Below are 22,358 nucleotides of genomic sequence, written 5' to 3' on the forward strand. Positions count from 1 at the left end.
AGAGCGAAACCGGCATGGAGAATTGGGAAAATATCCCGACCAAATATCCCATAGTATCTCGCTGCAGAATAAGAAAATCGTATACTTTAATTCTCATATTTGGGGATTATGATACAAAACCAAAAAAATATCAGGAAGTCACTTGCTTATCATCATTGCTCTGCTAGTACGCTTAGGGCTTGTTTCGAATGTAAAAATAATGTATATTAAAGTCGCAAGTCATTGCCTGATACATTATCAGAGCATCTCGGATAAACTCTACACCATTAAATCCAAAGATAAATTTACGCAGTCAGATTGATAACTAAACATTGATAGTTGGAATTATATGGGATATAATTATAATAGGATTAAAACTAGTGGGGGGTGATAATGATGATAAGCAAGAATCTAAAAGATTTTATTAATATTTCGGAAGATGATGTCGCGAAAAAATGGTGTGATGAAAAACTCAGAAATATATGTAAACCTTGTTGGGAATTAAAGTATTGTCCGTATGGCCCATTAGTAGAGGATTTTCCTGGCCCTCCTATTGATAGAAAAAGCTATATTGAACACCTAGAATATTTAAAAAACTGTTTATCAACTGGTTTTTATGGCGAAGGTGAATTAAAAAGACCATTAGATGATTTTAGGCGTGAGTTATTTGAGATAGAAATAAAGGAAGATAGCTCGGAATATATAGTTGATGAAATTTCTGAGTTTGAACAAAGAGCAAACTGCACAGAATTTGGACATTTTTGTCCGGCATATTTTGTTAGTGAATCTGACACTGAAACAAAAGAACAAAGAAAGCTTTCAAGAAATATTTCAAATGCGACTTTAATCAGAGTGGTTCGAAGGGACAATAATACATGTCAAATTTGTAAAAAGATATTAATTGATCGAGAGATTGAGATTGATCATATTATACCATTTTCACGTGGTGGTGTATCAGAAGAACATAATCTAAGAGTTACTTGTTTGGAATGCAATCGCCGTAAAAGTAATAAGTTGGATTTTCTACATGATAAATAAATTTGCCAGCAAAACAACTTTCAATTTGGGAGCTGGTTTTTTGTTACCATAAATGTAGTTTTTGATTATATATTTAAATAAATCATATAAATAAGGGATTTTTTTTATATTGAAACTTAAGTATAATTGAGATAGAATAATATATTATGAGCGAAGGTAAGATGGGGGTTGGTTATGAACAAAAAGGCATACGCAATTGAGCAGTTTATCAAGACTGGGGAAAAACTTAATAAAGAACATTGGATAAAACATGACGAATTAACAAAAAATAGGATAGCCGATCTATCTGGGGATATGCTTGTTAGTATGCATGAGTGGTTGAGCAGTATAAAGATTTATGCTAACAAAAATTTAAAAAACAATCCCCTGTACGATGATATAAACACAGCTATATTCCATAACAAAAATAAAATCACCGATTATGATAAAATGATGGGTTATTTAAGAGCCATTTTGAATGATATAAATTCGACAGAGGAAGACGAAACAGCTGATAGTCCCAATAAGATGAAAGAATCAGTTATTATGAAAGATAATTTTAAAAGACTTCCCCTAAATAGTGGAAAGCTTCTGAAAGAAATAGTGGAATCAGAAAATCCAAGTAAAATGCTTGGCGAACGATTTGAAAAATGTGCCTCTTTAAAAGAAGATAAAGTGCTTCGGAGTTTGCTTCGTGAGTTGATAGATGAAAAATATATAAAAATAAATTGGGCTGATAATATGCCATATTATGTTCAAATCAATAATTCAGCTAGGACATATGAAGAACAAGAGGAGGAATATGCTTCAATAAGGGAAACAAGTAATGGTAAAAAAATTAAAGAGTACGATGTATTTATATCTCATGCGAATAGCGATAAAAATGATTATGTTAATAAGTTGGTTGAAACAATTGATAAGTTGGGAATTAATATCTTTTATGATAAAAATATCTTGTCATGGGGGGATAATTGGAAAGAGATTATCTTATCGGGTACGGAAAAATCTGAATTTGCAATTATCGTTATATCTGATAGTTTTTTTGATAGAGAATGGACTGAGATTGAACTATCGGAATTTTTACAGAGACAAAATAAAATTAAACAGAAGACTGTTCTGCCTTTGTTACATAATATAACATTAGATCAACTTAAAGACAAATATCCTGCACTTCAGTATATTCAAGCATTAAAAAGTAATGAAAACTCTACAGAGCAAATAGCCATCTTGCTTGCTAAAGAACTTATTAAGCGTTATAAAATTAATTAACATTATTATAAAACTACTAACTACTATTGTTGGTAGTTTTTATTTCATAATTCAAAGTAAAATCTGTGCTTTATGATAAGGAGAAAGCAGTATTAGTAAAGATAATCAGCTGGTACTAAACCACGAAGATAAGATGATTTTTTATGAGAACGATCTGCATTTAGGGTTTGATAATATAAAGGTGGAATTGTTACTATAAACCAATGGGTTGTTTAAACGGAGGGAGCATAATGAGCTGGGAGCTAATGAATACCATAGAAAAAACATGTTTATGTGGTAAGGGCCACGTCATTATAAAGTATTTTATGGACGATTGGAACAGGAGCAGAGAGGAAAGCTATTGTGATTGTGAATATTGTAATAAAAAACAATTGGAAGAACAAAATAAGCGGAAAGAAATGATTTCTGCTTGTGAAAAAATCGTATGTTATTTTAATGATAATTATTTAGATCAATGGATTGTTTATTTTTGTGGCATGAAAAGCAAAAAATCAATATGGGAAAGGGTGCACGCTTTAAAATTGGAATATTGTAGCCTAAACTCTTTTTATTCACGTCATCGAAAATTGCCTTTATTAAAAATGGATAGCTATTATAAAAGTTACTGCTAAAAAGGGATTAACATTTAAGACAACAATGAGTCAGAGAATATATGAGCTTACTGCTGTGAACCCTGATATTGAGCAACTTGGAGTTGTTAGATTATTGGAAGAAAAAGATATGCATTTTTTCCCGTATTGGATGGAAGCGTTTAATGCGGCAGCAGATTATGGAAAAACAGAAATGTTTATTCCTCAAGATGCTAACGTGTATCATTACAGATTGTCTGCAAAAAAACTTTATGTTTTAGAAATTGATGGCTCGCCTGTTTCTATGGCTGGCTTTACGAGAGAGATGCAAACAGCTGTGGGTGTAGCATTTGTATATACGCCTCCATATTTTCGTGGCAATGGTTATGCATCATCATGTGTTGCACAATTAAGTCAAATAGCATTAAAGAAAGGTTTTGCTAAATGTGTGTTGTACACGGATTTGCTGAATCCAACATCTAATAGTATATATCAAAAAATCGGATATAGGCCGATTTGTGATTCACTTATGTTAAAATATGAGTAGCCATGGAAAAGATATCAATTCAATAAGACGAACGGTAATACTAATGCCGTAGTCAGAGTAATTGCCAGATCGTAGTTGGAAACTAAAAATATAGTAAATATAACGCCGCCTAAAATGGGCGGCGAACTTATTGACTTGGTCTGGCTATTTACTGTTTACCGTATTATCATTATTTTGGTGGTTATTAGTTTTTTCATTATTTTTCTGATGAATCGGGAATAGATTTTTTTGAATAGACTGATTTTTGTGTTTGTATAATATTCTTTTTCTAACCATCCATGCTCTTTCCAGTATTCAAATGATATATCCTTTTTCTTTGAGGATCCTAAGGCTTTAGATTGCATTGCCCTAAACATTGCCAATTGATATAAGGTAGGGGCTGATTCTTCGCTTTTAAATAGGTTATCAACCAAATGATTAATATTGTTTTGAACTTTCTGCTTATAGGTCTCGTCGGTTTTTAGCGTAGCTCCGCAGACTCCTACAGTTCCGGCAATTTGAAATCCCCATCCAATTGCGCACATTTTCATATAGCTCAGTGTTTCTTTTAATCCAGATCCTCCTGTAGAAGAAACCAGAATTGCCTTTTTATTAAAGAAACGAGGTCTGTGGAACATGAAGGAAAAGTTATCATAAAGATTTTTCATTAATGCTGTTACATGCTGCTCATAAACGGGGCTGGCAAAAATCACAACATCGCACTCCAGCATCTTATTTAAAAGCATGGTGGTTACTTCCTTATGGGGGCAGTACTGCTCTCCTTTTGTGTAGCACAAAAGGCAGCTTTTACAGAATCCAAGTTCGAGATCATTAAGATAAATATAATCTATTTGGGTTTCCTCTACCCTGTTAAAACTTCCTTGTAGCATTTCTATTACGTTAAAGCAATCCCCTTTTTTTCTTGGACTGCCTAAAATAGCTGTTACTTTCATCAGATTTTTTCTTCCTTTCCTGCAAAAAAATTCACCAGACAGATTGTGAACTTAAATGTTATGACTCCAATTGTCTAAAAAGTCTGTTGTTTGCCTCCAGCTTTCCAGACATGCCTGTTTCCATTCTTCCAAACTTACATTCCATCTCTTTAGATTGGCAATTGACTGATATGGTAAAGTAAGCATATGGCCTGCTTTTTCATAGGTACAATGCTTGTAAGGGTGTTGAAACTTTTTTTCGTCTAGTCTATGTACTGCTGTTTCACAATGAAGGAGAGAGGGCCATATTGAATCAGATTCTGAGGAAAAAAATAATATAGGGCCATTGATCTTTTCAACGGCAATGCTGGCTTTATCCGTCTCTCCCCGTGTAATTAACTGCTGATACATCCACTGTATAAGGTCTTTCTGCCCCAGCATTTTTTTAATTATCATCTGAAATAGAATAGAATTAGAAAACTTTAGGAATGGAAGTTCCTTTCCACCATAAGTCCACGAGGAATGACGTGAAGTGATCTTATCTTTTAATCCTTCATAGACATAACAACTGGGTGTGTTGGCGATTACACAGGTAATGTCAGGAAAGATTGAGGCAGCTGCAAGAACAAGTTCTCCACCTTTGGAACGTCCATAAATTCCAATCCGTTTTTCATCCACACTTTCCTGTTTCTTTAACCATTCAATGGCGTTTCCTATGATTTCTAGTGGGATCTGGCTCAGATTTGGTAAAGTACCATTCATTCCGAAATAACAGATTGCTAATGCACAATATCCGCGCTGAGCCAGGACCTCTGCAATAGCTTGTGCAATCTCTATTCTTCCGTCACTTCCACTTACAACAATAACTGCAGGTCTTTTCTTGAGGAAATCTGAGGTAAAATAACGTGCAATAAGACCTTTTTGAACAATGGTTTCGCTTTTTATTGTTTCATCGCAGAACTGCCGGGTATGTTCTTTAGAAGCCAGAATCTCACCGTTGGCCTCCACGGTAAAAAGAATATGAAAACTCCGATTTTCGCTTACTTTGGAAAGTTCTTTTGTAAGTGTTCCCGGACAGAGTTCCCGAATTTTCATTGAGTAGAAAAGTCCCATTGCATCACATATTTGATATGTTCCCTCAACCGGCGCAGCCTTTCCTAATGAAAGATTGCCATTATCATCTGCTATAAAAATGCCATAGGACTCCCATACTGAATTTTGTCCCTGCTCGGGCATTCCCGAGTTAACGCAATAGTAATCATTGCTTACAGCACGAATAATGACCTTTTGATTTTGCTGCAATCCGGTGAGTGTAATATCGACTGATTGGTCGATAAAGGATCTTTCGGGATTGATATTTATAACACAATTTGTGTCCATTCTATAACCTCCAATTTAGTCAAGAGAAATTTTTTCCTCGTAGCCATGCCAAGCACTGCCTTCATAAGCAGTGAGCTTCTTCAAAAGTTTCCATAATGTCTCAGCTTCATCATCATCAAAATCCTTAAACAGTTCATTTAAGTAAACATTACCTCTATTATAATAATTGCGTAAAATGTTTCTGCAGCTTTCTGTAACCTGAATACATACGGCACGGCGATCGGAATCACTTTTTCCAATTGTGACAAATCCCTTTCTTTCCAGGACAGTTACCAGTTTTTTCGCATTTTGTTTTGAGTACCCCATCATGTCGGCAATTTGATTATAATTGGCCTTGCCCTCTGGCAGGTGCAGGATGGTCAGCAGCGTCATCCACTGCCGGACGGTAATGTCTCTAACTAACTTATCTCCTTCTGTTTGGATTTTATTGGACAAATAAAATATTGTAGAAAAGATTTGCTGTAAATAAAATTGTTTCATGATACCTCCTTGAAACTATAGGACAACTTGTTGTCTATTAGTATATCACGTGATTTTTGCTTGTCAAGTATTATTATAAGTGAATTTTGAAGTGAAGATATGATAATTGAAGTTTTTTCTTCAGTTGGTGCACTGGATTATTTTACAGAGAGCAGCCTGTATTTTGCCGCTGGACCAATGCGTCTTCCAGGGCATTGCTGGTGCATACCAGAACCTTTTCTGATTATTCAGGTGATACAGTGAGGGCGTGTCTGGGACAGGAGGATTTGCTGGTTTATTATAATGAAACGGCTACCTATGCCCGGACCAGATTTTATGAAATACAGGCGCTTGATGAGGAGAGTAATCCTGTAGAAAACGCTTTGGTTTCGATTGAAGTACTTAATATGGCGGAATATTGCAGCGTGGCTTCTCTGGAACGGACAAGCAGGGTAAGGTGACAATTACCATTGGCCTGGGAGATGTACATGTCTGGGCAGGTAAAGGAAAACTTAGCTGTGAAGGTTACTTTAACTTTGACGAAGGGGTAGAACCGTTGGCTCGTAAAATGTATGTGGATCCTGAAAAGCTTCCGCTTTTAATTGTTACGAACCAAGGGTTAAACGCAGCTTATGCATGCAGCGGCTACAATGTTGTGAGTGTGGCACTGATGGAGAAGCTATTATGTTTAAGTGAGTAAAATGCAGATAGAGAAGATGTTGTGGGGGATAAGTTTTGGCGCTGTTTTGTCATAATGACGGACAGCGCCGTTTTGATGTTCTGATTAAATTCTTTTTCTAATTGCTTGAAATTTATTACGTTTAGTGATATACTTATTACAGTAAACGTAATACAGATGGGAGCGATAATTATTCGGGATAATATAAAAGGCGGTGCATTGACTGAAACAACCTTTCTTGTTTTACTGGCCGTATATCAACCTAATCATGGGTATGGAATCATGCAGTTTATTGATAAAGAAACCAATGGACGGGTTGTTTTAGGCGCGGGCACTTTGTATGGAGCTATTAATACATTAGTAAAGAAGAAGTGGATTGTTTCTTATGATGATGAAGCCGGCAGCAAGAAAAAGGAATATGTCATAACTGATATTGGAAGACAAAAAGCGGAGGAAGAGTTACAACGAATGAGGGAGGTTGTGAAATTGGCTTCTGTTATCATGTCAGGGGGTAAAAACGTATGAGTAAAATAGTATTCCGATACTTTTTTGACTTTATGGACGGTCAGGAAAGATGGTTAAATCGTATGGCTGAGTGCGGTTTTCGGCTAAGAAAATGTGGTAAGATCACCTATGTTTTTGATAAATGTGAGCCTAATAAATATGAATATAAAGTAGAATTTGTGGGACATAGGGCGTATCCACAGGCGAAGGATTATAGAAGATATCTTGAAAGCATGGGATTTCAGACCTTTACAAAAAACATGAATCTCAACTATTCATTTGGTAAGATCAAATGGCGTCCATTTGCAATAGGATTGGGACAGATTGCTACATCACCAGGAGGGATTAATAAGGAACTTTTGATTTTAGAGAAAAAGAGGGATGGGAAACCTTTTGAACTGCATACAGATCTGGATGATAAATTGGATATATATAAAAGGGTTAAGCGAGCGTATGCCTGGGCCGTGTTAATGATACTTCTGCTGGAAGTTGTGACGTTAGTGCCAAATGCATCTTCAATATCGGATACAATGCTTTTGGTAGTCAGAATAGTCCTGATATTTACTGGCGGGCTGTTTCTTATCCCGCTGTTAAAATATTTCCGATTGGTGAAGTGCCTGAAAGAGGAAGAGAAAATCCATGAATAAGTAATATCTGAATGAGAGTATTGATCCATTGCGCAATGCAATAGACAAATTGAAGCATTCTGTGACAGGATGAATATGTTCCATTTTGTTATTATTACTTTGTCAGGAGGTGTTTGAATGGAATGGGTCAGGAGTCTTAACAAAGCAATTGAATATATGGAAGATCACTTGCTTGAAGAGTTAACCTGTGAGGAAGTCGCAGCGCACGTCTATATTTCTAATTTTCATTTTCAAAGGTGTTTCAGTCTGTTGACAGAAATGACTGTGGGAGAGTATATCAGAAACAGACGTCTTTCTCTTGCAGGTCAGGAACTTGCTTCGTCTGATAAGAAAATAATCGATGTAGCATTAAAATACGGGTATGAGACACCGGAAAGCTTTACAAAGGCGTTCGCGCGTTTTCATGGAGTTACGCCGACTCAGGCTAAGGTTGAGGGTTCCGGGCTAAAATCCTTTAGTCGCCTTTTGATCAAAATAAAATTGGAAGGTGGAACTGTTATGGATTACAAAGTTATCACGAGGGAAGCATTTAAGGTATTGGTTATGACAAGGCTGTTTAAATCGGAAAGTAGTTTTACTGATCTTCCGGATTACTGGACAGAATATTTCTCTAAGGGTTACGATAAGCTGGTACCCAGCGATATGGGGATTTGCGAGCCGGAGATGCCGGATTCTGATGAATTTAGATACGGAATCGGTCAGGAGTATGCCGAAGGAGCAGATGTTCCAAAAGGATATGAACTAATGACGATTCCGGCAAATACCTGGGCAGTATTTAGGTGTATTGGTCCCATGCCTTTAGCCATGCAGGAAGTCTGGAAGCGAATTTATAGTGAATGGCTGCCACAGGCAGATTATGAGCGTATTCAGGGAAGCGATTTTGAGGTATATACCGAAGGCAATAATCAGAGTGAAGACTATGTCAGCGAAATCTGGATACCTGTCAGGAAGAAATAAACACAAGGCTTTAAACTGAGACAATAGCAGATCAGGAAAAAGGAAGATGCCTTTTCTCTGATCTGCTATTTCTGTTTTATAAGAATTTGGGTTACTCACTCAAAGCGTGAGAAAACTCTTGAAATGCGTTATTCTAAACATGAAATTCTTATGTTAATATCTATATATGAATATAAGGAGGGATTGGCGGATGAAAATCATGATTGCCGAGCTTAGGAAGAATAAAGGAATCAGCCAGCAGGAACTGGCAGATGTTTTGGGTGTGGCGTACCAGACTGTAAGCAAATGGGAAACAAATGTAACATTCCCGGATATAACGCTTTTGCCTCAGCTGGCGCAATACTTTGATGTTTCAGTTGATGAGCTGCTAGGATTAAAGCCTTTGCCGTCACTGACCTATATTCCTTCTGAAGCGGGATTGAAAGGTTACTGGAGTGAGCGCCTGGAATACTTAAAAAGAACCCGGGATTCTTTATGGAATAAAGATTATCTGCAATTTCTGATAGAAAAGGTATGGAAAATTGATAATCCAGTCAATATTCTGGATTGTGGCTGTGGCTATGGTTTTTTAAGCAGTATGATTTTGCCGCTTATGCCTGAAGGCAGTACTTATACAGGATTAGATTTTAGTGAAAACCTTATTAACAAGGGTAGGGAGGCACTTGGCAGCGTCAATAATCATATAAGATTTATTTGTGATAATGTGTTGACATATGAATCTGATTTTAAATACGATTTTGTCATAACACAGGCAGTTTTAAGGCACGTTGATAATCCTCAGTTGTTTCTTGAAAAAATGGTTTCTTTTACAAAAAAAGGTGGGCACCTTGTATGTGTTGAGGTTAACAGAGAATTGGAAAATGCGGGGCTTTATATTGAGGGTATGGATTATGACTATTTATGTGAAAATCCTGGATTTAGAAAAATGTGGAGCACCGAATTAGAACGTCAGGGAAGGGATTATTCCATTGGTATGAAAATTCCCCACATGATGAGACAGCTTGGAGTGAAAGATATTGATATAAGAATGAGTGATAAGATTAGTTTTATTTCACCGGAATCTTATAATTATAATGAAAAAATGACAGATTTTATACAAGCTCACGAGTTTTATGAGAATAAAACAGATGCGTGGAGAACAAGGGCTATCGACCGGTTTATGAATCACGGAATGGATAGAAAAGACGCAGAACATTACTGCAATAAGCAAAATCAAATGACTGATTTTATACGTCACAATCGTGAGACACTGGCTTATACACATTTATATGGACTTCTTATCTCTTTTGGCACAATATAATTTAGTATGTGAAAGCTTAGGATTGATTATCAGTAGTCAATGGGCTACAATTATGAATAACTAATAGGTGGATAGGAGGATATCATATGTCTGCAGAGAGATTTGAGAGAATTTATGCGCAGGGAAAGTTTGCAACTGTGACGGAAATATGGATAGATAAGCAAACGGGTGTAAATTATATATTTCACAGAGATGGCAATGCATCTGGATTTACTCCCTTGCTTGATGAAAACGGAAAGCCTGTTATATCGGCTAAATGATATGGGAGGGAAATGGATATGAATCCGCATGTTATTACAGGATATGTTCAACAAAGCATTGATTGATCATTATGCAAAGGAAAATCCTGCAAAAGGAATCCGACTAGTAAGAGATGAAGATAAGGAAGTCCGGGGATGCTTTGAAGCTGGAATTCAGCCAAAGACTGTGCAGGTCTATTTGGGACATACCTCTTTGAAAATGACAATGGATTTGTACACTTTGCTGTAGAACGATTTGAACGTGCTCAGGCAAAAGATAAGGTGTATGAAAATAATGTTGTTAGCTTGGATTGTGTACGAGTGGTGTAAATTTTGAAATTGTGGTGTATGGCAGTCTTGAATCATGCATAGAATAGGCAATCCTTATTGTCAATGGAAAATGGATTTTTAAATAAAAACGTTATATGCTTTTAGAGCAGTTGTAAATGAATTTATTGTGAATCCAGATGCCGAAACGAACTATGTTATAATAAATGAGAGGTACGACCTACTCTAATAAACTAATTTAAAAATTAAATAATCTAAACATCATAAGAAATCTTAAATGTTTCGTAAATATCCATAGCACATAATGTCAAAAAATGTCGAATAAAGGAAGAAGCTGTGCAATTATTTGAATCTAACATAGGAGTTAGTTAAGAATAACTTAAGCTTAAAATTGTTGATGTAAAAATATTAAAGTGCTACAATAAATACGGAGTCACGGCCGTACTTCATATAATAGTTAGATAAATATAACTATCTAAAAGGAGAAAATATGAAAATGAAAAAGGCTTTAGCCATGTTACTGTCAATAACTACAGTAGCGACATTATTTGTGACACCTGTTTCAGCAGCAGAAATAAATAATATATCTACGTCCAAAGTTTTAGCGGAAACACAAACAAATAATTACATATTAATATGAAGAAAAATGTAAAAAAAGTTATAGAAACAATTGCAGAAATTACTTATTTGTTTTTCTTAGTACTAATGTGGGTTGTAAATCATTATAGATGGGATATAAGTCGTTATCAATTGATAGCGATGAGCATTGTTATTGCTATAAGTTGGACATGCATAATATTTATGCGTGACATAAAAAAGATACATAAATATGTTTTTACTGCTTTAACGGTTATTTCAGTTATTGTAGTTGTTTTTTGGGGGAAATTGCCATAGGATTTGCATATATCAGATTAAGGTGTGATTAAACGCCTTTCGCAGTCAACCATATGTGGACTTATCTAATTATAGGTAAGTCCATTATCAATATATGCCTAATTGATAAAGCCAATTGGAGCAAAAACACCAAGGGTTCGAGGAAGATATAATCTTGATATCAACCAATCGGAGCAAAAACACGAACAATAAAGGAGAAATGCTGTAGAGTTTTACGACCAGGCGTGAGGATTGTATTATCATATATTAATAAATTTGCGCAATTCATATTGTGTTTAGACGATAAATTGAGTAACATAAATATGACAGTTGCAAATTATGCTAATTTAAGTGATTCTATTTTTACATTTACTACGCCAAGTGAAATAGAAGAATTAGCAGCTCATGCGCTAAACGGTAAATTGAAAGCTATTTCTAATAATAGTTTTGATAAATGGTTTGGATATCATATTTCAACATGTGAGGAGCCAAGTATTTTGGGAGCAAGCCTACATGGATTGTATATTGGAAAGAAATCATAAGAATTGAACAAAGTAATGGTCATGAATACATAAAAGACTATACTGGAAGGAAGGTACATACCCTTGAAAAAATACAACAAACTGGTAAGAGATAGAATTCCAGAAGTGATTGAAATGAATGGACATAAGGCAAAATTTAAAACGCTTTCAGAAAAAGAGTATCTAACTGCTCTTGATAAAAAACTTATAGAAGAAGTGAAAGAGTATCAAGAAGATAAAAGTCTTGAAGAAATGGCAGATGTACTGGAAGTACTATATGCAATATGCAATGCTCGTGGTTATACAAAAGCTGATTTAGAAGAAAAGCGTCAAGAGAAAAATATAGATCGAGGTGGCTTTGAGAAGAGACTGTTCTTGGAATATGTGGACGAGGATGAAGAGAATCAGATTTGATTATGTAGTTGTAAATGATGCACATGGCATTGTTCCTAAAGGGAAATGTGCAAAGTGTGGAAGATCTATGCTAGAAACGTGGAAGATTAAATGTAAAAGTGGTCATAAAAAAAGTTGCTTGAGACTCAGTCAAGCAACCCCTTTTTATGGTTAAGATTTTACAGCCCAACGCAATTTCGCACATCGAGCGCGAGGATTGAAACCGCATTCGGCTGCGGATGGTCGAATTGCTTCAGGAGCTATTTCTCTATAGATTCCTTTCCGATAGAAGCGTTGAAAAGACTTTTTAACGAGACGATCTTCGCCAGAATGAAACGTAAGAATGGCAACACGCCCGCTTTCTGCCATGGCCTCAGGTAGTTTTTCTAAAAATTCATATAGCACTTCAAATTCTTTATTGACATCAATTCGCAGTGCTTGAAAGCATCTTTGACAGGATTTTTTGATTTCATTGTCTCTATCTTTTTCAGGAATAAATGTAAGCGCATCTTTAATAATTTGTTGGAGAAGACTTGTTGTTGATATGTCTGTCCCCTTTCTTATTGCTGAAATAATGGCCCGTGCAATTTCTTCGGAATGAGGCTCATCTGCGTTTTCTAACAACATACCTTGTAATTCATCTCGAGAAATCGTTTTAAGACGTTCAGCAGCAGAGATTCCTTTCGATGGATTTAGCCGTAAGTCTAATGGTCCCTCTGTCTTAAAAGAAAATCCCCGTTCCGGATTGTCTATTTGCATCGAAGAAACCCCCAGATCTGCCAATATAAAATTCAACGGGCCGGATTCCGAAGTGATTTGATCAATGTTGGAAAAGTTTGTTTGCCTGACTGTTAAAATTTCTGGACCATAACCGAAGCGCGCCAAACGATCCCTCGTTCGTGGCAATTCGATAGGATCTACATCAGTAGCATATAAGTGCCCCTCTGAATTTAAACATTTAAGCATTTCTAACGTATGTCCACCATAACCTAAGGTTGCATCTAGTCCAGTTTGTCCAGGGGTTATTTGTAAGATTTCCAATATCTCTTTCACGCAAATGGAACGATGCATACCAGCAGGCGTACTCCCCTTTTGAATTACCTTTTCCACAGCATCCGCATATAACTCTGGTTGCAGTTCCTTATATTTATCTTTAAAAGCTACGGGATGCGTACCTTTATACCGGGGTCGACGCTGATGTTTTTGTTCCTGATTATCCACTCTTGCTTCCACCTTTTCTATATTTTTTATTATATGATCCAAAGCGTCTGTGAAACTGACGTTTATGAATATTTCTATAAATTACATGATATCAAATGTGTGTCATAATAGCAAATGTATAATAGAGAACGTTATGGTTTTTTAGCACGAATTATAATACGAATCAATATTAACGGTGGAATATTTGGATAATGACTAATTATTATGGTATGATAGATTATATAGTTTCAACTGTTGCAGGATATATAATCGGGTTTATATGTAGTATGATTTTTAATAAAGACGGCATAGACCCAGGGGGTGGAAGTACAAACAATGCATGGATTATATGGTCAATCGTTTTTTTGGTCATTATTATTTCAGGTATAATTTGGGAACTTATTGATAAAACCATAAAAAATAATAGCCATAATCAATAACTGAGTTTAAAAAAATGCTCGATTATTTCAGATGTTCATTGAAGAAATTTTTATTTATGAGTAGGAAAGGATGAATCGAATGAATCATTGGTTTACAATCGATCATATCAACAAGGATACACATATCATTAGTGAGTATCGGCATTGGGAAGAAACACATGCCTATCTTTTGGAAGGCACTGATCATAGCCTTCTAATTGATAGTGGACTTGGTATTTGCAATATTTACGACGAAGTGAGAATGCTGACAGATAAGCCAGTTATCGCAGTGGCAACTCATATTCACTGGGATCATGTTGGTGGTCATAAGTATTTTCCGGATTTTTACGCCCATGAGGCTGAATTAAATTGGCTGAATGGAGAATTTCCGCTGTCAATTGAACAGATTAGGGACATGGTAGTAGATCGCTGTGATCTGCCACTGGGGTATAATGTGGACAATTACGAGTTCTTTCAAGGCAAGCCTACAAGGGTTTTGAAGGATCATGATGTCATTGACATCGGTGGGCGTACCTTAAAGGTGCTGCATACACCCGGTCATTCCCCCGGTCATATGTGTTTTTATGAGCAAGAACGTGGTTTTCTTTTTACTGGTGATCTGGTTTACAAAGATACGTTGTTTGCTTATTATCCTTCTACTGACCCAGAGGCATATCTCAAATCAATTGAACGGATTGCAGCACTTGTGGTAAAACAAGTTTTTCCGGCACATCACAGCTTGGATATCCAACCGGAAATACTTAACAGAATGCAGAAGGCATTTTGGCAGCTAAAGACAGAAGGCAAACTGCACCACGGGAGTGGAACATTTGAGTACGGAGATTTTGCTATCTGGATATAATCCCCAATCATTCGATTGCCGTACACGTGAACAAGGTAGGAGAGAGTATGCGAATATGAAAACAAGGGCAGAAGCAATTGCATTTTGTATGAAACAGACAGAAACATATGAAGATAGGCCTTTCCATGATTCAAACTGGTCCTTGATAAGGCATAAAGGAAACAAAAAAGTATTTGCATGGATTTTTGAAAAGGATGGAAACATATGTTCAATATTAAATGCGATCAGGAGTGGAGGGATTTCTGGCGAAGTGCTTATAAGTCGGTGGTACCTGGGTATCATATGAACAAAGATCACTGGAATTCAATTATTCTGGATGGGACAGTAAAAGAAAACGATATTAAAAGAATGATAAAGGAAAGTTATGATCTCACAAAACCCAAGAGGAAAAAGAAAAATTAAGTATGTCTTTGATATATAAAGAAAGGAACAGCAAAAGATGAATCTACAGATATTTGGAACAAAGAAGTGTTTTGATACAAAGAAAACGCAGAGATATTTCAAAGAGCGAGGGAAAAAATTTCAGTTCATTGATTTAACAGAGAAGGGGCTGAGCAAAGGCGAGTATTCTAGTGTGAAACAGGCAGTCGGGGGACTTGATAAAATGTTGAATTTGAATTGTAAAGATCAGGATGCCCTGGCTCTGATTCGATACATTACTGATGAGGAAAAAGATGAAAAGGTACGAGACAACCAACAGGTACTACTGACCCCGATTGTACGGAATGGAAAGCAAGCAACCGTTGGATATCAACCTGAAATTTGGAAAAATTGGGAATAAAAAAAGTTTGATTATATGGGAATAGAAGTCAGAATGATGACATAGTACAAAGGAAGCTATTTACGATCAAGGAGGTATTACATAATTATGGATGTATGTATTGACTGCTCTAAGGAGGTAATAGAAACAAAACGCTTGATCCTTCGTGGCTGGAAGGAAGAGGATATCAAGGATATGTTTGAATATGCTTCTGTTAAGGGAGTTGGGGAAATGGCGGGTTGGAAGCACCATGAGACAATAGAAGAAACCCATAAAATAATAAGTGATTTTATCTCTGAAAAAAATGTATTTGCAATCGTTTGTAAAGAAAACGAGAAGGTCATAGGTTCTTTGGGATTGCATCATTCACGGTTGAACGATAACGAAATTTATAAGAATATGAAAATTAAAGAGATTGGATACGTGTTATCAAAAGATTATTGGGGGAAGGGGTTAATGCCAGAGGCTGTGAAGGCTGTAATTGCATTTTGTTTTGAAAAACATTCCCTAGAGGCTTTGACTATTCAGCATGGTTCCACAAATAGTCAATCAGAAAAAGTGATAAAGAAATGTGGATTTACACTTATGGAAAAAGGGCGAAATTTTTCACAGTTTCTGCAAACTTATGGCGATGAAATGAAATATATTTTGCTGAGAGATCAATGAGGGGAAACATTCCTGACATCGGGTCTGTCATTTATAGCAGGCAGATCTGATGTCAGAAACAACTTACTTATGAAAATGGAAGGTTCTTTTTTAACCATTGCGTAGCTAAATGAAACCAGATAGCGCAATCGTCATCGATCTGATCCTGGTTATTGGCAGTCACTTCCGTGGCAAGAGAAAGACCATGTTCCCCTTCCTGGAATATATGAATTTCGTACGGGATTTGATGATTAGCCAGTTCCAATGCAAACACAAGGGAATTTTCAGAATAGACCAGTCTGTCTTTTGCTGTGTGCCATAAAAAAGCCGGAGGAGTCTGATCTGATACCCATTTGCTGGGACTATACTTTAAGATCACTTCTTTAGTCAACTCCATTTCCCCAGTAAGTGCAAGATTTGCTTTTTCCATAAAAGCTAGATTGTCTTTCACCGTTTCATCGTTTTTAAGAGCGAGAGAGCGATCCTTCATGATCTGATAATCGAATAGACCATAACCTAAAATTAGAGCATTGGGTTTTAGAAGGCAAGAGTCTCCATTGGCTTCCTTTATGGAATCTACCAAGTGTTGATCCTGCCAGTGTACACCTAAGCTGGCGGCTAGATGCGCACCTGCAGAGAATCCGCAAATTCCAATCTTATTCTCATCAATTCGCCATTTGTCATGATTCTGTTTCAGATCACACACCGTTAAAGCCAATTCACGAAGTGCCGTATCGGCAACACCTACCCGTGTTCCGTCCTGATTCCCCGTAGTGTAACGAAGAATGACTGCATGATAGCCAAGGGACAAAAACTTCATTGCGATTGGTTCCGCTTCTCGGTCGGAGGTAAATAAATACCCACCTCCGGGAGCAATAATGATGACCGGACGCTTTTTCCCAGGAAGAAGTTCCTTGGAGTCATTCAGAAAATAGGCAGTATAAAATGCCTCCGATTCTTTTCCGCCGATTTGTTTTTTTTCTATGTACATAATGTGGTACCCCCTACTCCAATCATTGTTAACAAGTTCGTTTTTATTGTAACAAATATAGGGAAAGATCTCCAGCATAAATTAACATATCCATTTACAGAATAGACTTTTCGTGAGGGCATGTAATACAAACAGCATCTATTTCTGGAAAATTTCAAAGTCACAGACCGCATGGTTCTTGACTTTGGGTGCATTTTCTCAACCTTAATAATTGCCATATTTATGCAGATCATCCAGACTTTGCGTAATGATAGAAGTCTCCCCTCCATGCTATACTGGTAAAAAAGGGAAAAAAAGGGGGATAAAATGGAAAAAAAGGATGGGAAAATATCCGTACTCGCAATTTCTATGTTGCTGCTTTTGAGTCTAGTAACTGTACCGATGATTCGCGGGAATGCAGAAGAAATAAAAGGGCCTGGAATACGCTTACAGGAAGAGAAGCAACTTAATGATAAGGAAAAGGAAAAGGAAAAGGAAAAGGATAAGGAAAAGGATAAGGCGGAAAAGGACTTAAAAGTTGTGGGATATTACGCAGCATGGGCCGCCTATCAACGCAAGACTCCGGATCAGATTGATGGCAGTAAGCTGACCCATATCAATTATGCGTTCGCAAATATAGGGTCTGATTTAAAAGTGACGCTTGGGTATCCTGATGTGGATTTGGACAACATAAGAGGTCTGAATGAATTGAAAAAGAAGAACCCTAACCTCAAAACACTGATCTCAGTGGGTGGCTGGAATTGGTCCGGTCGGTTTTCCGATGCGGCGCTCACCGATGCATCTAGAACAGCATTTGCTGAAAGCTGTGTGGATTTTATCTTAAACTATGGATTCGATGGCGTGGACCTGGACTGGGAGTATCCGGTAAGCGGAGGTCTTGTTACCAATGTAAACCGTCCGGAGGACAAAGAAAATTTTACCAGACTTTTACAGAAAATCAGGGAAAAACTAGATCAGCGAGGAGCAATTGACAAAAAACATTACTTGCTTACTTTTGCCGGTGGAGCTGATACTTCGTACATAAATAAAGTCGAACTGCCTAAAATAGCGGCTCTTGTGGATTATGTCAATTTAATGACGTATGATCTTCACGGGAACTGGGATACGCATACGGATTTACTGGCTCCGCTCTACCAAAATGGAGATACGTCTCCTCAATATAAGACCAGTGTAGAAAAAGCGGTGAATACTTGGCTGGCAGCCTCATTTCCAGCAGATCAGTTGGTAATGGGGATTCCCTTCTACGGATATCTTTATTCCTCGGTGCCAAATGCCAATCGTGGAATGTACCAGACCTTTGGGGGAGCAAGTTCTATTCCATATCAAGCGGTCAAAGATAATTATCTTAATAAAGAAGGGTATACCCGATATCTCCATCCTCAATCCAAGGTTCCCTGGTTGTTTAACGGAACAATATTTATCAGCTATGAAGATTCCGAATCCATCGGGTACAAAACAGATTTTATCCGATCAAAGGGGTTGGGGGGAGCCATGGCATGGGAGCTAAGTCAGGATTCTAATGGGGAATTACTTCATGCGTTATATAACGGTTTAAATCCATAACAATTCATTCATGCGGACTCTTTTAGAGTCCGTTATCTGTTATAACTTTTCCATTTTGCAAATAGATTATTTTACTGCACTGTTCTAGTAATTTTTCATCATGGGTAGCAAAAATAATTGTTAAACCAGCATTACAAAATTCTAACAGCAAAGATATAATGTTGATAGTCATTTTATAGTCCAATGCACTTGTAAGTTCGTCAGCTATGAGAATCTGAGGGTTCGTAATCAATGCTCTGGATAGTGCCACACGCTGTTGTTCCCCACCAGATAATAGGGCAACCTTTCTATTCATATAGTCGAATTTATTAAGATGAACACGTCTTAGCATAGAATTTATACAATATTTTATTTCTTTGGTTGATTTTTTTTCATGAAACAATAGAGGCAAACTAATGTTATCATAGACACTCCATTCTTTAATGAGCCCATAATCTTGTGGAACGTATCCCAAATAGTTATGCCTAAATTTTTGCTTTTCCTTTATACTAAGATTTTGCAGGATCGTATTATTCGCTTTATAGATCCCTTCATCGTAATCGGTAAGACCGTATAATATGTTTAACAAGGTTGTTTTTCCGGAACCAGATTGTCCTACGATAGCAACCAATTCTCCTTTGTTTATGGTAAAGGATACTCGATCTAACACACAATAATCACCATGATTATATGTTTTCGTAAGGTTTTTAACTTCAATGATAGGTTCGTTCAATGTATGGATACCTCCGGCTTAATATGATAAATATAATAAAATGGATGAAAAAAAGAAGGGTAAAAATAATAAATTCGTTATGAACGTAAAATGAACGACTTATGATGCAATAGAATATCCATAATAATTGACCAATCATAAATCCGGTGATAAGTTGCACAAGATTTGTAACACCGATGCATAATATATAGAATTTTTTAGTAAAATTACAGATGTTAAATGTGATTATATATTTTTTCTTTTTATAATAAAAAAGAACATATAAATTAATATACAACACGAGGTATAGGAGAATACCTAATAACATAAATTTGGAGTAGGCAGGTAGTAAATTTGCTTTGATAGCAGAAAATTTATCAATTTTATTTTGTATTTTATTAAATTTAATTAAACAATAATTCGATAAAATATTTAGAGCTTCTCTATCATTATTGACATACAGATAAATTTTGAAAACAGGCGTGTTAAATTGATTTAAATGTACAGGTAACGTATTGTCAGGATCATAGATCAAGATTTCATTATCGACACGACCCAAATCTCCATAACCAGGATCAAAAAGTAATTGATTATTACAATATCCAATGATGTTTATATTGATTTGTTTATTCATCTCATGAACATAGATACCCAAAGGAATATCATAAGCTTGTCCTATCTTAAAGTCATTTTTAAACTTATTCCCAACGATAGCGGAATAAGCTCCGGAATTTTTATTACCATGATCAAAAATATGATATAAAGAAGCTTCCTCCTTTGTTATGGTACGAATTATTATAGTCTGATTTTTTTTAATCGTGGTGTATAAAGGATTCCTATCAAAATTCAATATTCTCCCATTCGTACCCAAATTAAAATTTATATCTGCAATTATACTATTGTAATTAAAATCTGGTGTGATTGCTAGAGTAGCCTGGTAAATATTCGTATAATTAATTTTTTCTAAAAATTCATTTCTGTTTTTTAAATTTGTATATTGGGTAAAGCAAAAATTAAAATAAAACACAAGACTGACCGACACGAGAGCACAATAACCGATTGGAAATTTGAAATTCATACCTATTAAATAAAGAAAACGCTTTAACTTATCCATATTTTTTCACCCAATATAATTAAATGGCTTAATAAAAATGATACCAGTATAGTGATAAGAATTTCACCATAAAGAATATGTTTTAAAAACTCGTTGGATCCACCTGAATATAAAAAGGCAGATTGGTGTGTTTGATTTTTATAATATAAGATATAACATGTTTGAAAAAGAGACAATAAGCAAAAAAGTAATAATAAAATAATTGAAAAAAAGTAATCAATAAAATTGTTAAATATATCTTCAATCGCATTCCAAAAAAGAGGCTTTATTTTAAATAAATCTTCGGAATTATTTTTTCCTGATTTATTATAGTATTCTTTTGTTTTGTTACGTATTGCTCTTTTGTTAATATGTCTTTCTGTTTTTATTACAAGGTGATTTATATCAAATGCACCTTGCATATGATCACCAAGCAGACATTTAAAAGGGATTATTGATTGATCAGAATCGTAAGAGATACCTATCAATTTAAAATGTTGATCTCCTAGTAATATTGTTGCCCCTGTCCTATAATCAGAATAATAGTTTAGATAATCCTCATTACTTAAAATAATTACTTTTTTTCCGCTGTTTCTTTCATTTCTCGTAAATCCTCGCCCTTTTATATTCTTATAAGAGACAGGAGAATCAGTAGAGTATTCAACACCTACCTTCGATAAGGGACCAAATTTCAACCATATTTCTTTTATATTTTCGATATGGAACTCGTCAAATAAATCAAGTATTATACTTAATTCGTTTTTAGAAGCATCATTATCTAATTCGATATTATACGTAGTCATAGACTCGTTAATTCCACCATAAGCAACTAGGTTTTTGTTTATTTCCTTATCCAGTAAATAATTGATATTAAAAAAAACAAAGGTTAATAGCAATAAAATATAGATTAAAATTCTAATATCATAACGAATATATTTTCTAAGTAACTTTATATATCTTTTCAAACAGTTATAATTATATGCCATATATTTACCTGTTTGACAAGAGCATTATTAATGCTCTTGTCAAAATTTCTAAACTATTATATTTCTATTCTACAGTTACATTACCAACTACATAATCCGATTCAGTATTTTCTGTTGTACTAACAGTGACTGTATATGATTTGCCCTTTTTTAGGCAATGTTCTACTTTAATTCTTTATTGATAATATTAACTACGAAATCTAATTGTTAGTATAAATAAAAAAATATTATGTTATTATACTTAACATTATAGATAATAAAAAATGATGTGTCAATACATTAATGGCACTATAGCTTCATTAGGGTCTCTCTATCATTATATAATAAACTCGCCCTTTGGAATTTAAAGTATTTAGTTTATTAATGTAGGCACCGATAAGCTCTGTGGCATTATTAACAGCGATATCCATAACAATCTGTCAACCGTTTTTGAAAATGTCCCGAAAAAGTTTTAACATAAGCACCAGTTTTCTGGTGCTTGATTTAACTAGGTACTATTAGTTTTTGGGTAACTTTAATAAAACTACAGTTACCTGCTTGTAAATTAGGCTATTTCTTTTCTGTGTCGTTGTCCTTTTGCATATTTTTCAAATGATGCCTGCCTCCATGGATGGTT

At 35.6% G+C, this 22,358-nt stretch carries 31 protein-coding genes; 23 read left to right on the top strand and 8 right to left on the bottom strand.

Annotation, left to right across the window (positions count from 1 at the left end; genetic code table 11):
• The first annotated feature begins 372 nt into the window (after positions 1 to 372).
• The 4 genes from EFT72_RS04295 (at position 373) to EFT72_RS04310 (ending at position 3,381) form a co-directional block, all read left to right on the top strand.
• Positions 373 to 1,017 (top strand): HNH endonuclease signature motif containing protein, encoded by a 645-nt coding sequence (locus tag EFT72_RS04295; RefSeq protein WP_124065674.1) that lies wholly within the window; start codon positions 373 to 375, stop codon positions 1,015 to 1,017.
• A 174-nt stretch (positions 1,018 to 1,191) separates the two neighbouring features.
• The gene (locus EFT72_RS04300; RefSeq protein ID WP_243109943.1) at positions 1,192 to 2,265 is read left to right on the top strand and encodes a toll/interleukin-1 receptor domain-containing protein; all 1,074 of its coding nucleotides are present in this window, start codon (positions 1,192 to 1,194) and stop codon (positions 2,263 to 2,265) included.
• 230 nt (positions 2,266 to 2,495) lie between these two features.
• Positions 2,496 to 2,876, top strand: a complete 381-nt coding sequence (locus EFT72_RS04305; RefSeq protein WP_124065675.1) for a hypothetical protein — start codon at positions 2,496 to 2,498, stop codon at positions 2,874 to 2,876.
• A gap of 55 nt (positions 2,877 to 2,931) precedes the next feature.
• Positions 2,932 to 3,381 (top strand): GNAT family N-acetyltransferase, encoded by a 450-nt coding sequence (locus EFT72_RS04310; protein ID WP_206426603.1) that lies wholly within the window; start codon positions 2,932 to 2,934, stop codon positions 3,379 to 3,381.
• A gap of 155 nt (positions 3,382 to 3,536) precedes the next feature.
• Here the strand turns inward: EFT72_RS04310 and EFT72_RS04315 are convergent, their stop codons facing one another.
• The 3 genes from EFT72_RS04315 to EFT72_RS04325 are packed head-to-tail and all read right to left on the bottom strand — an operon-like array spanning position 3,537 to position 6,152.
• The gene (locus tag EFT72_RS04315; protein WP_124065677.1) at positions 3,537 to 4,313 is read right to left on the bottom strand and encodes an NAD(P)H-dependent oxidoreductase; all 777 of its coding nucleotides are present in this window, start codon (positions 4,311 to 4,313) and stop codon (positions 3,537 to 3,539) included.
• Between the two features lie 51 nt (positions 4,314 to 4,364).
• Positions 4,365 to 5,672, bottom strand: a complete 1,308-nt coding sequence (locus tag EFT72_RS04320) for an acyl-CoA thioesterase/bile acid-CoA:amino acid N-acyltransferase family protein (protein ID WP_124065678.1) — start codon at positions 5,670 to 5,672, stop codon at positions 4,365 to 4,367.
• Between the two features lie 15 nt (positions 5,673 to 5,687).
• A complete protein-coding gene (locus tag EFT72_RS04325) occupies positions 5,688 to 6,152 on the bottom strand; it encodes a MarR family transcriptional regulator (RefSeq protein WP_124065679.1) in 465 nt (154 codons plus the stop codon).
• Positions 6,153 to 6,251: 99 nt separating this feature from the next.
• Between EFT72_RS04325 and EFT72_RS19145 the strand changes: the two genes are divergently transcribed.
• From EFT72_RS19145 to EFT72_RS04375, 12 genes are all read left to right on the top strand, one after another.
• A complete protein-coding gene (locus EFT72_RS19145; RefSeq protein WP_164473067.1) occupies positions 6,252 to 6,395 on the top strand; it encodes a hypothetical protein in 144 nt (47 codons plus the stop codon).
• Positions 6,392 to 6,592, top strand: coding sequence for a hypothetical protein (locus EFT72_RS04330; protein WP_124065680.1), 201 nt, complete (start codon positions 6,392 to 6,394; stop codon positions 6,590 to 6,592). The genes EFT72_RS19145 and EFT72_RS04330 overlap by 4 nt, the downstream gene beginning before the upstream one ends.
• Positions 6,589 to 6,831: a hypothetical protein gene (locus tag EFT72_RS04335; RefSeq protein WP_124065681.1), complete on the top strand. Its 243-nt coding sequence runs from the start codon at positions 6,589 to 6,591 to the stop codon at positions 6,829 to 6,831. Before EFT72_RS04330 ends, EFT72_RS04335 begins: the two co-directional genes overlap by 4 nt.
• A 171-nt stretch (positions 6,832 to 7,002) precedes the next feature.
• Positions 7,003 to 7,335 carry a PadR family transcriptional regulator gene (locus tag EFT72_RS04340; RefSeq protein WP_124065708.1) on the top strand — a complete coding sequence of 111 codons (333 nt, stop codon included), beginning with the start codon at positions 7,003 to 7,005 and terminating at the stop codon, positions 7,333 to 7,335.
• A complete protein-coding gene (locus tag EFT72_RS04345) occupies positions 7,332 to 7,961 on the top strand; it encodes a DUF2812 domain-containing protein (RefSeq protein WP_124065682.1) in 630 nt (209 codons plus the stop codon). The genes EFT72_RS04340 and EFT72_RS04345 overlap by 4 nt, the downstream gene beginning before the upstream one ends.
• Positions 7,962 to 8,078: 117 nt before the next feature.
• A complete protein-coding gene (locus tag EFT72_RS04350; RefSeq protein ID WP_124065683.1) occupies positions 8,079 to 8,918 on the top strand; it encodes an AraC family transcriptional regulator in 840 nt (279 codons plus the stop codon).
• A gap of 190 nt (positions 8,919 to 9,108) precedes the next feature.
• Positions 9,109 to 10,218, top strand: a complete 1,110-nt coding sequence (locus tag EFT72_RS04355; protein WP_164473068.1) for a methyltransferase domain-containing protein — start codon at positions 9,109 to 9,111, stop codon at positions 10,216 to 10,218.
• An 86-nt stretch (positions 10,219 to 10,304) separates the two neighbouring features.
• Entirely contained in the window at positions 10,305 to 10,478 is a 174-nt protein-coding gene (locus EFT72_RS04360) for a DUF6440 family protein (RefSeq protein ID WP_124065685.1), read from the top strand.
• 28 nt (positions 10,479 to 10,506) lie between these two features.
• Positions 10,507 to 10,707, top strand: coding sequence for a hypothetical protein (locus tag EFT72_RS04365; RefSeq protein WP_124065686.1), 201 nt, complete (start codon positions 10,507 to 10,509; stop codon positions 10,705 to 10,707).
• 528 nt (positions 10,708 to 11,235) lie between these two features.
• A complete protein-coding gene (locus EFT72_RS19150; protein ID WP_164473069.1) occupies positions 11,236 to 11,385 on the top strand; it encodes a hypothetical protein in 150 nt (49 codons plus the stop codon).
• A gap of 556 nt (positions 11,386 to 11,941) precedes the next feature.
• A complete protein-coding gene (locus EFT72_RS04370; protein WP_124065687.1) occupies positions 11,942 to 12,160 on the top strand; it encodes a hypothetical protein in 219 nt (72 codons plus the stop codon).
• A gap of 63 nt (positions 12,161 to 12,223) precedes the next feature.
• On the top strand, positions 12,224 to 12,553 hold the full coding sequence (locus tag EFT72_RS04375) for a nucleoside triphosphate pyrophosphohydrolase (protein WP_124065688.1): 330 nt from the start codon (positions 12,224 to 12,226) through the stop codon (positions 12,551 to 12,553).
• A 150-nt stretch (positions 12,554 to 12,703) separates the two neighbouring features.
• Here EFT72_RS04375 and rsmH read toward each other — a convergent pair whose 3' ends face one another.
• Positions 12,704 to 13,753 carry a 16S rRNA (cytosine(1402)-N(4))-methyltransferase RsmH gene (rsmH, locus tag EFT72_RS04380; RefSeq protein ID WP_124065689.1) on the bottom strand — a complete coding sequence of 350 codons (1,050 nt, stop codon included), beginning with the start codon at positions 13,751 to 13,753 and terminating at the stop codon, positions 12,704 to 12,706.
• A 191-nt stretch (positions 13,754 to 13,944) separates the two neighbouring features.
• On the opposite strand from rsmH, the gene EFT72_RS04385 reads away from it, so the two are divergent.
• The 6 genes from EFT72_RS04385 to EFT72_RS04405 all read left to right on the top strand — a co-directional run bounded on the left by EFT72_RS04385 (position 13,945) and on the right by EFT72_RS04405 (position 16,439).
• Complete coding sequence (locus EFT72_RS04385) at positions 13,945 to 14,172, top strand: hypothetical protein (RefSeq protein ID WP_124065690.1); 228 nt, start codon at positions 13,945 to 13,947, stop codon at positions 14,170 to 14,172.
• A gap of 79 nt (positions 14,173 to 14,251) precedes the next feature.
• Positions 14,252 to 15,013 carry an MBL fold metallo-hydrolase gene (locus EFT72_RS04390; protein ID WP_124065691.1) on the top strand — a complete coding sequence of 254 codons (762 nt, stop codon included), beginning with the start codon at positions 14,252 to 14,254 and terminating at the stop codon, positions 15,011 to 15,013.
• A 55-nt stretch (positions 15,014 to 15,068) separates the two neighbouring features.
• Complete coding sequence (locus EFT72_RS04395) at positions 15,069 to 15,299, top strand: hypothetical protein (protein ID WP_347561838.1); 231 nt, start codon at positions 15,069 to 15,071, stop codon at positions 15,297 to 15,299.
• Positions 15,218 to 15,415: an MmcQ/YjbR family DNA-binding protein gene (locus EFT72_RS19885; protein WP_347561837.1), complete on the top strand. Its 198-nt coding sequence runs from the start codon at positions 15,218 to 15,220 to the stop codon at positions 15,413 to 15,415. The genes EFT72_RS04395 and EFT72_RS19885 overlap by 82 nt, the downstream gene beginning before the upstream one ends.
• Positions 15,416 to 15,452: 37 nt before the next feature.
• Positions 15,453 to 15,794: an ArsC family transcriptional regulator gene (locus EFT72_RS04400; RefSeq protein WP_124065692.1), complete on the top strand. Its 342-nt coding sequence runs from the start codon at positions 15,453 to 15,455 to the stop codon at positions 15,792 to 15,794.
• Positions 15,795 to 15,881: 87 nt separating this feature from the next.
• Positions 15,882 to 16,439, top strand: coding sequence for a GNAT family N-acetyltransferase (locus tag EFT72_RS04405; protein WP_124065693.1), 558 nt, complete (start codon positions 15,882 to 15,884; stop codon positions 16,437 to 16,439).
• 67 nt (positions 16,440 to 16,506) lie between these two features.
• On the opposite strand, the gene EFT72_RS04410 is transcribed toward EFT72_RS04405, so the two are convergent.
• Entirely contained in the window at positions 16,507 to 17,409 is a 903-nt protein-coding gene (locus tag EFT72_RS04410; protein WP_124065694.1) for an alpha/beta hydrolase, read from the bottom strand.
• Between the two features lie 306 nt (positions 17,410 to 17,715).
• Here EFT72_RS04410 and EFT72_RS04415 point away from each other — a divergent pair, with 306 nt between their 5' ends.
• Positions 17,716 to 18,972: a glycoside hydrolase family 18 protein gene (locus EFT72_RS04415; protein ID WP_124065695.1), complete on the top strand. Its 1,257-nt coding sequence runs from the start codon at positions 17,716 to 17,718 to the stop codon at positions 18,970 to 18,972.
• Positions 18,973 to 18,994: 22 nt separating this feature from the next.
• Here EFT72_RS04415 and EFT72_RS04420 read toward each other — a convergent pair whose 3' ends face one another.
• The 3 genes from EFT72_RS04420 to EFT72_RS04430 are packed head-to-tail and all read right to left on the bottom strand — an operon-like array spanning position 18,995 to position 21,742.
• Positions 18,995 to 19,621 (bottom strand): ABC transporter ATP-binding protein, encoded by a 627-nt coding sequence (locus tag EFT72_RS04420; protein ID WP_164473070.1) that lies wholly within the window; start codon positions 19,619 to 19,621, stop codon positions 18,995 to 18,997.
• A 43-nt stretch (positions 19,622 to 19,664) separates the two neighbouring features.
• Positions 19,665 to 20,777, bottom strand: a complete 1,113-nt coding sequence (locus EFT72_RS04425) for a hypothetical protein (protein WP_124065697.1) — start codon at positions 20,775 to 20,777, stop codon at positions 19,665 to 19,667.
• On the bottom strand, positions 20,765 to 21,742 hold the full coding sequence (locus EFT72_RS04430) for an ABC transporter permease (protein WP_124065698.1): 978 nt from the start codon (positions 21,740 to 21,742) through the stop codon (positions 20,765 to 20,767). Before EFT72_RS04430 ends, EFT72_RS04425 begins: the two co-directional genes overlap by 13 nt.
• Positions 21,743 to 22,358 lie beyond the last annotated feature (616 nt).

The organism is Clostridium sp. E02 (assembly GCF_003833015.1).
Lineage (GTDB): Bacteria > Bacillota > Clostridia > Lachnospirales > Lachnospiraceae > Lacrimispora.

Bases quoted from the DNA above. Each gene is read 5' to 3' on its own strand.
- EFT72_RS04365 (WP_124065686.1), top strand. From the start codon at position 10,507: ATGTTATTACAGGATATGTTCAACAAAGCATTGATTGATCATTATGCA.
- EFT72_RS04305 (WP_124065675.1), top strand. From the start codon at position 2,496: ATGAGCTGGGAGCTAATGAATACCATAGAAAAAACATGTTTATGTGGT.
- EFT72_RS19145 (WP_164473067.1), top strand. From the start codon at position 6,252: ATGATAATTGAAGTTTTTTCTTCAGTTGGTGCACTGGATTATTTTACA.
- EFT72_RS04360 (WP_124065685.1), top strand. From the start codon at position 10,305: ATGTCTGCAGAGAGATTTGAGAGAATTTATGCGCAGGGAAAGTTTGCA.
- EFT72_RS04345 (WP_124065682.1), top strand. From the start codon at position 7,332: ATGAGTAAAATAGTATTCCGATACTTTTTTGACTTTATGGACGGTCAG.
- EFT72_RS04350 (WP_124065683.1), top strand. From the start codon at position 8,079: ATGGAATGGGTCAGGAGTCTTAACAAAGCAATTGAATATATGGAAGAT.
- EFT72_RS04385 (WP_124065690.1), top strand. From the start codon at position 13,945: ATGACTAATTATTATGGTATGATAGATTATATAGTTTCAACTGTTGCA.
- EFT72_RS19885 (WP_347561837.1), top strand. From the start codon at position 15,218: ATGTTCAATATTAAATGCGATCAGGAGTGGAGGGATTTCTGGCGAAGT.
- EFT72_RS04370 (WP_124065687.1), top strand. From the start codon at position 11,942: ATGACAGTTGCAAATTATGCTAATTTAAGTGATTCTATTTTTACATTT.
- EFT72_RS04415 (WP_124065695.1), top strand. From the start codon at position 17,716: ATGGAAAAAAAGGATGGGAAAATATCCGTACTCGCAATTTCTATGTTG.
- EFT72_RS19150 (WP_164473069.1), top strand. From the start codon at position 11,236: ATGAAAATGAAAAAGGCTTTAGCCATGTTACTGTCAATAACTACAGTA.
- EFT72_RS04355 (WP_164473068.1), top strand. From the start codon at position 9,109: ATGAAAATCATGATTGCCGAGCTTAGGAAGAATAAAGGAATCAGCCAG.
- EFT72_RS04405 (WP_124065693.1), top strand. From the start codon at position 15,882: ATGGATGTATGTATTGACTGCTCTAAGGAGGTAATAGAAACAAAACGC.
- EFT72_RS04410 (WP_124065694.1), bottom strand. From the start codon at position 17,409: ATGTACATAGAAAAAAAACAAATCGGCGGAAAAGAATCGGAGGCATTT.
- EFT72_RS04430 (WP_124065698.1), bottom strand. From the start codon at position 21,742: ATGGCATATAATTATAACTGTTTGAAAAGATATATAAAGTTACTTAGA.
- EFT72_RS04325 (WP_124065679.1), bottom strand. From the start codon at position 6,152: ATGAAACAATTTTATTTACAGCAAATCTTTTCTACAATATTTTATTTG.
- EFT72_RS04320 (WP_124065678.1), bottom strand. From the start codon at position 5,672: ATGGACACAAATTGTGTTATAAATATCAATCCCGAAAGATCCTTTATC.
- EFT72_RS04295 (WP_124065674.1), top strand. From the start codon at position 373: ATGATGATAAGCAAGAATCTAAAAGATTTTATTAATATTTCGGAAGAT.
- EFT72_RS04315 (WP_124065677.1), bottom strand. From the start codon at position 4,313: ATGAAAGTAACAGCTATTTTAGGCAGTCCAAGAAAAAAAGGGGATTGC.
- EFT72_RS04425 (WP_124065697.1), bottom strand. From the start codon at position 20,777: ATGGATAAGTTAAAGCGTTTTCTTTATTTAATAGGTATGAATTTCAAA.
- EFT72_RS04395 (WP_347561838.1), top strand. From the start codon at position 15,069: ATGAAAACAAGGGCAGAAGCAATTGCATTTTGTATGAAACAGACAGAA.
- EFT72_RS04300 (WP_243109943.1), top strand. From the start codon at position 1,192: ATGAACAAAAAGGCATACGCAATTGAGCAGTTTATCAAGACTGGGGAA.
- EFT72_RS04390 (WP_124065691.1), top strand. From the start codon at position 14,252: ATGAATCATTGGTTTACAATCGATCATATCAACAAGGATACACATATC.
- EFT72_RS04400 (WP_124065692.1), top strand. From the start codon at position 15,453: ATGAATCTACAGATATTTGGAACAAAGAAGTGTTTTGATACAAAGAAA.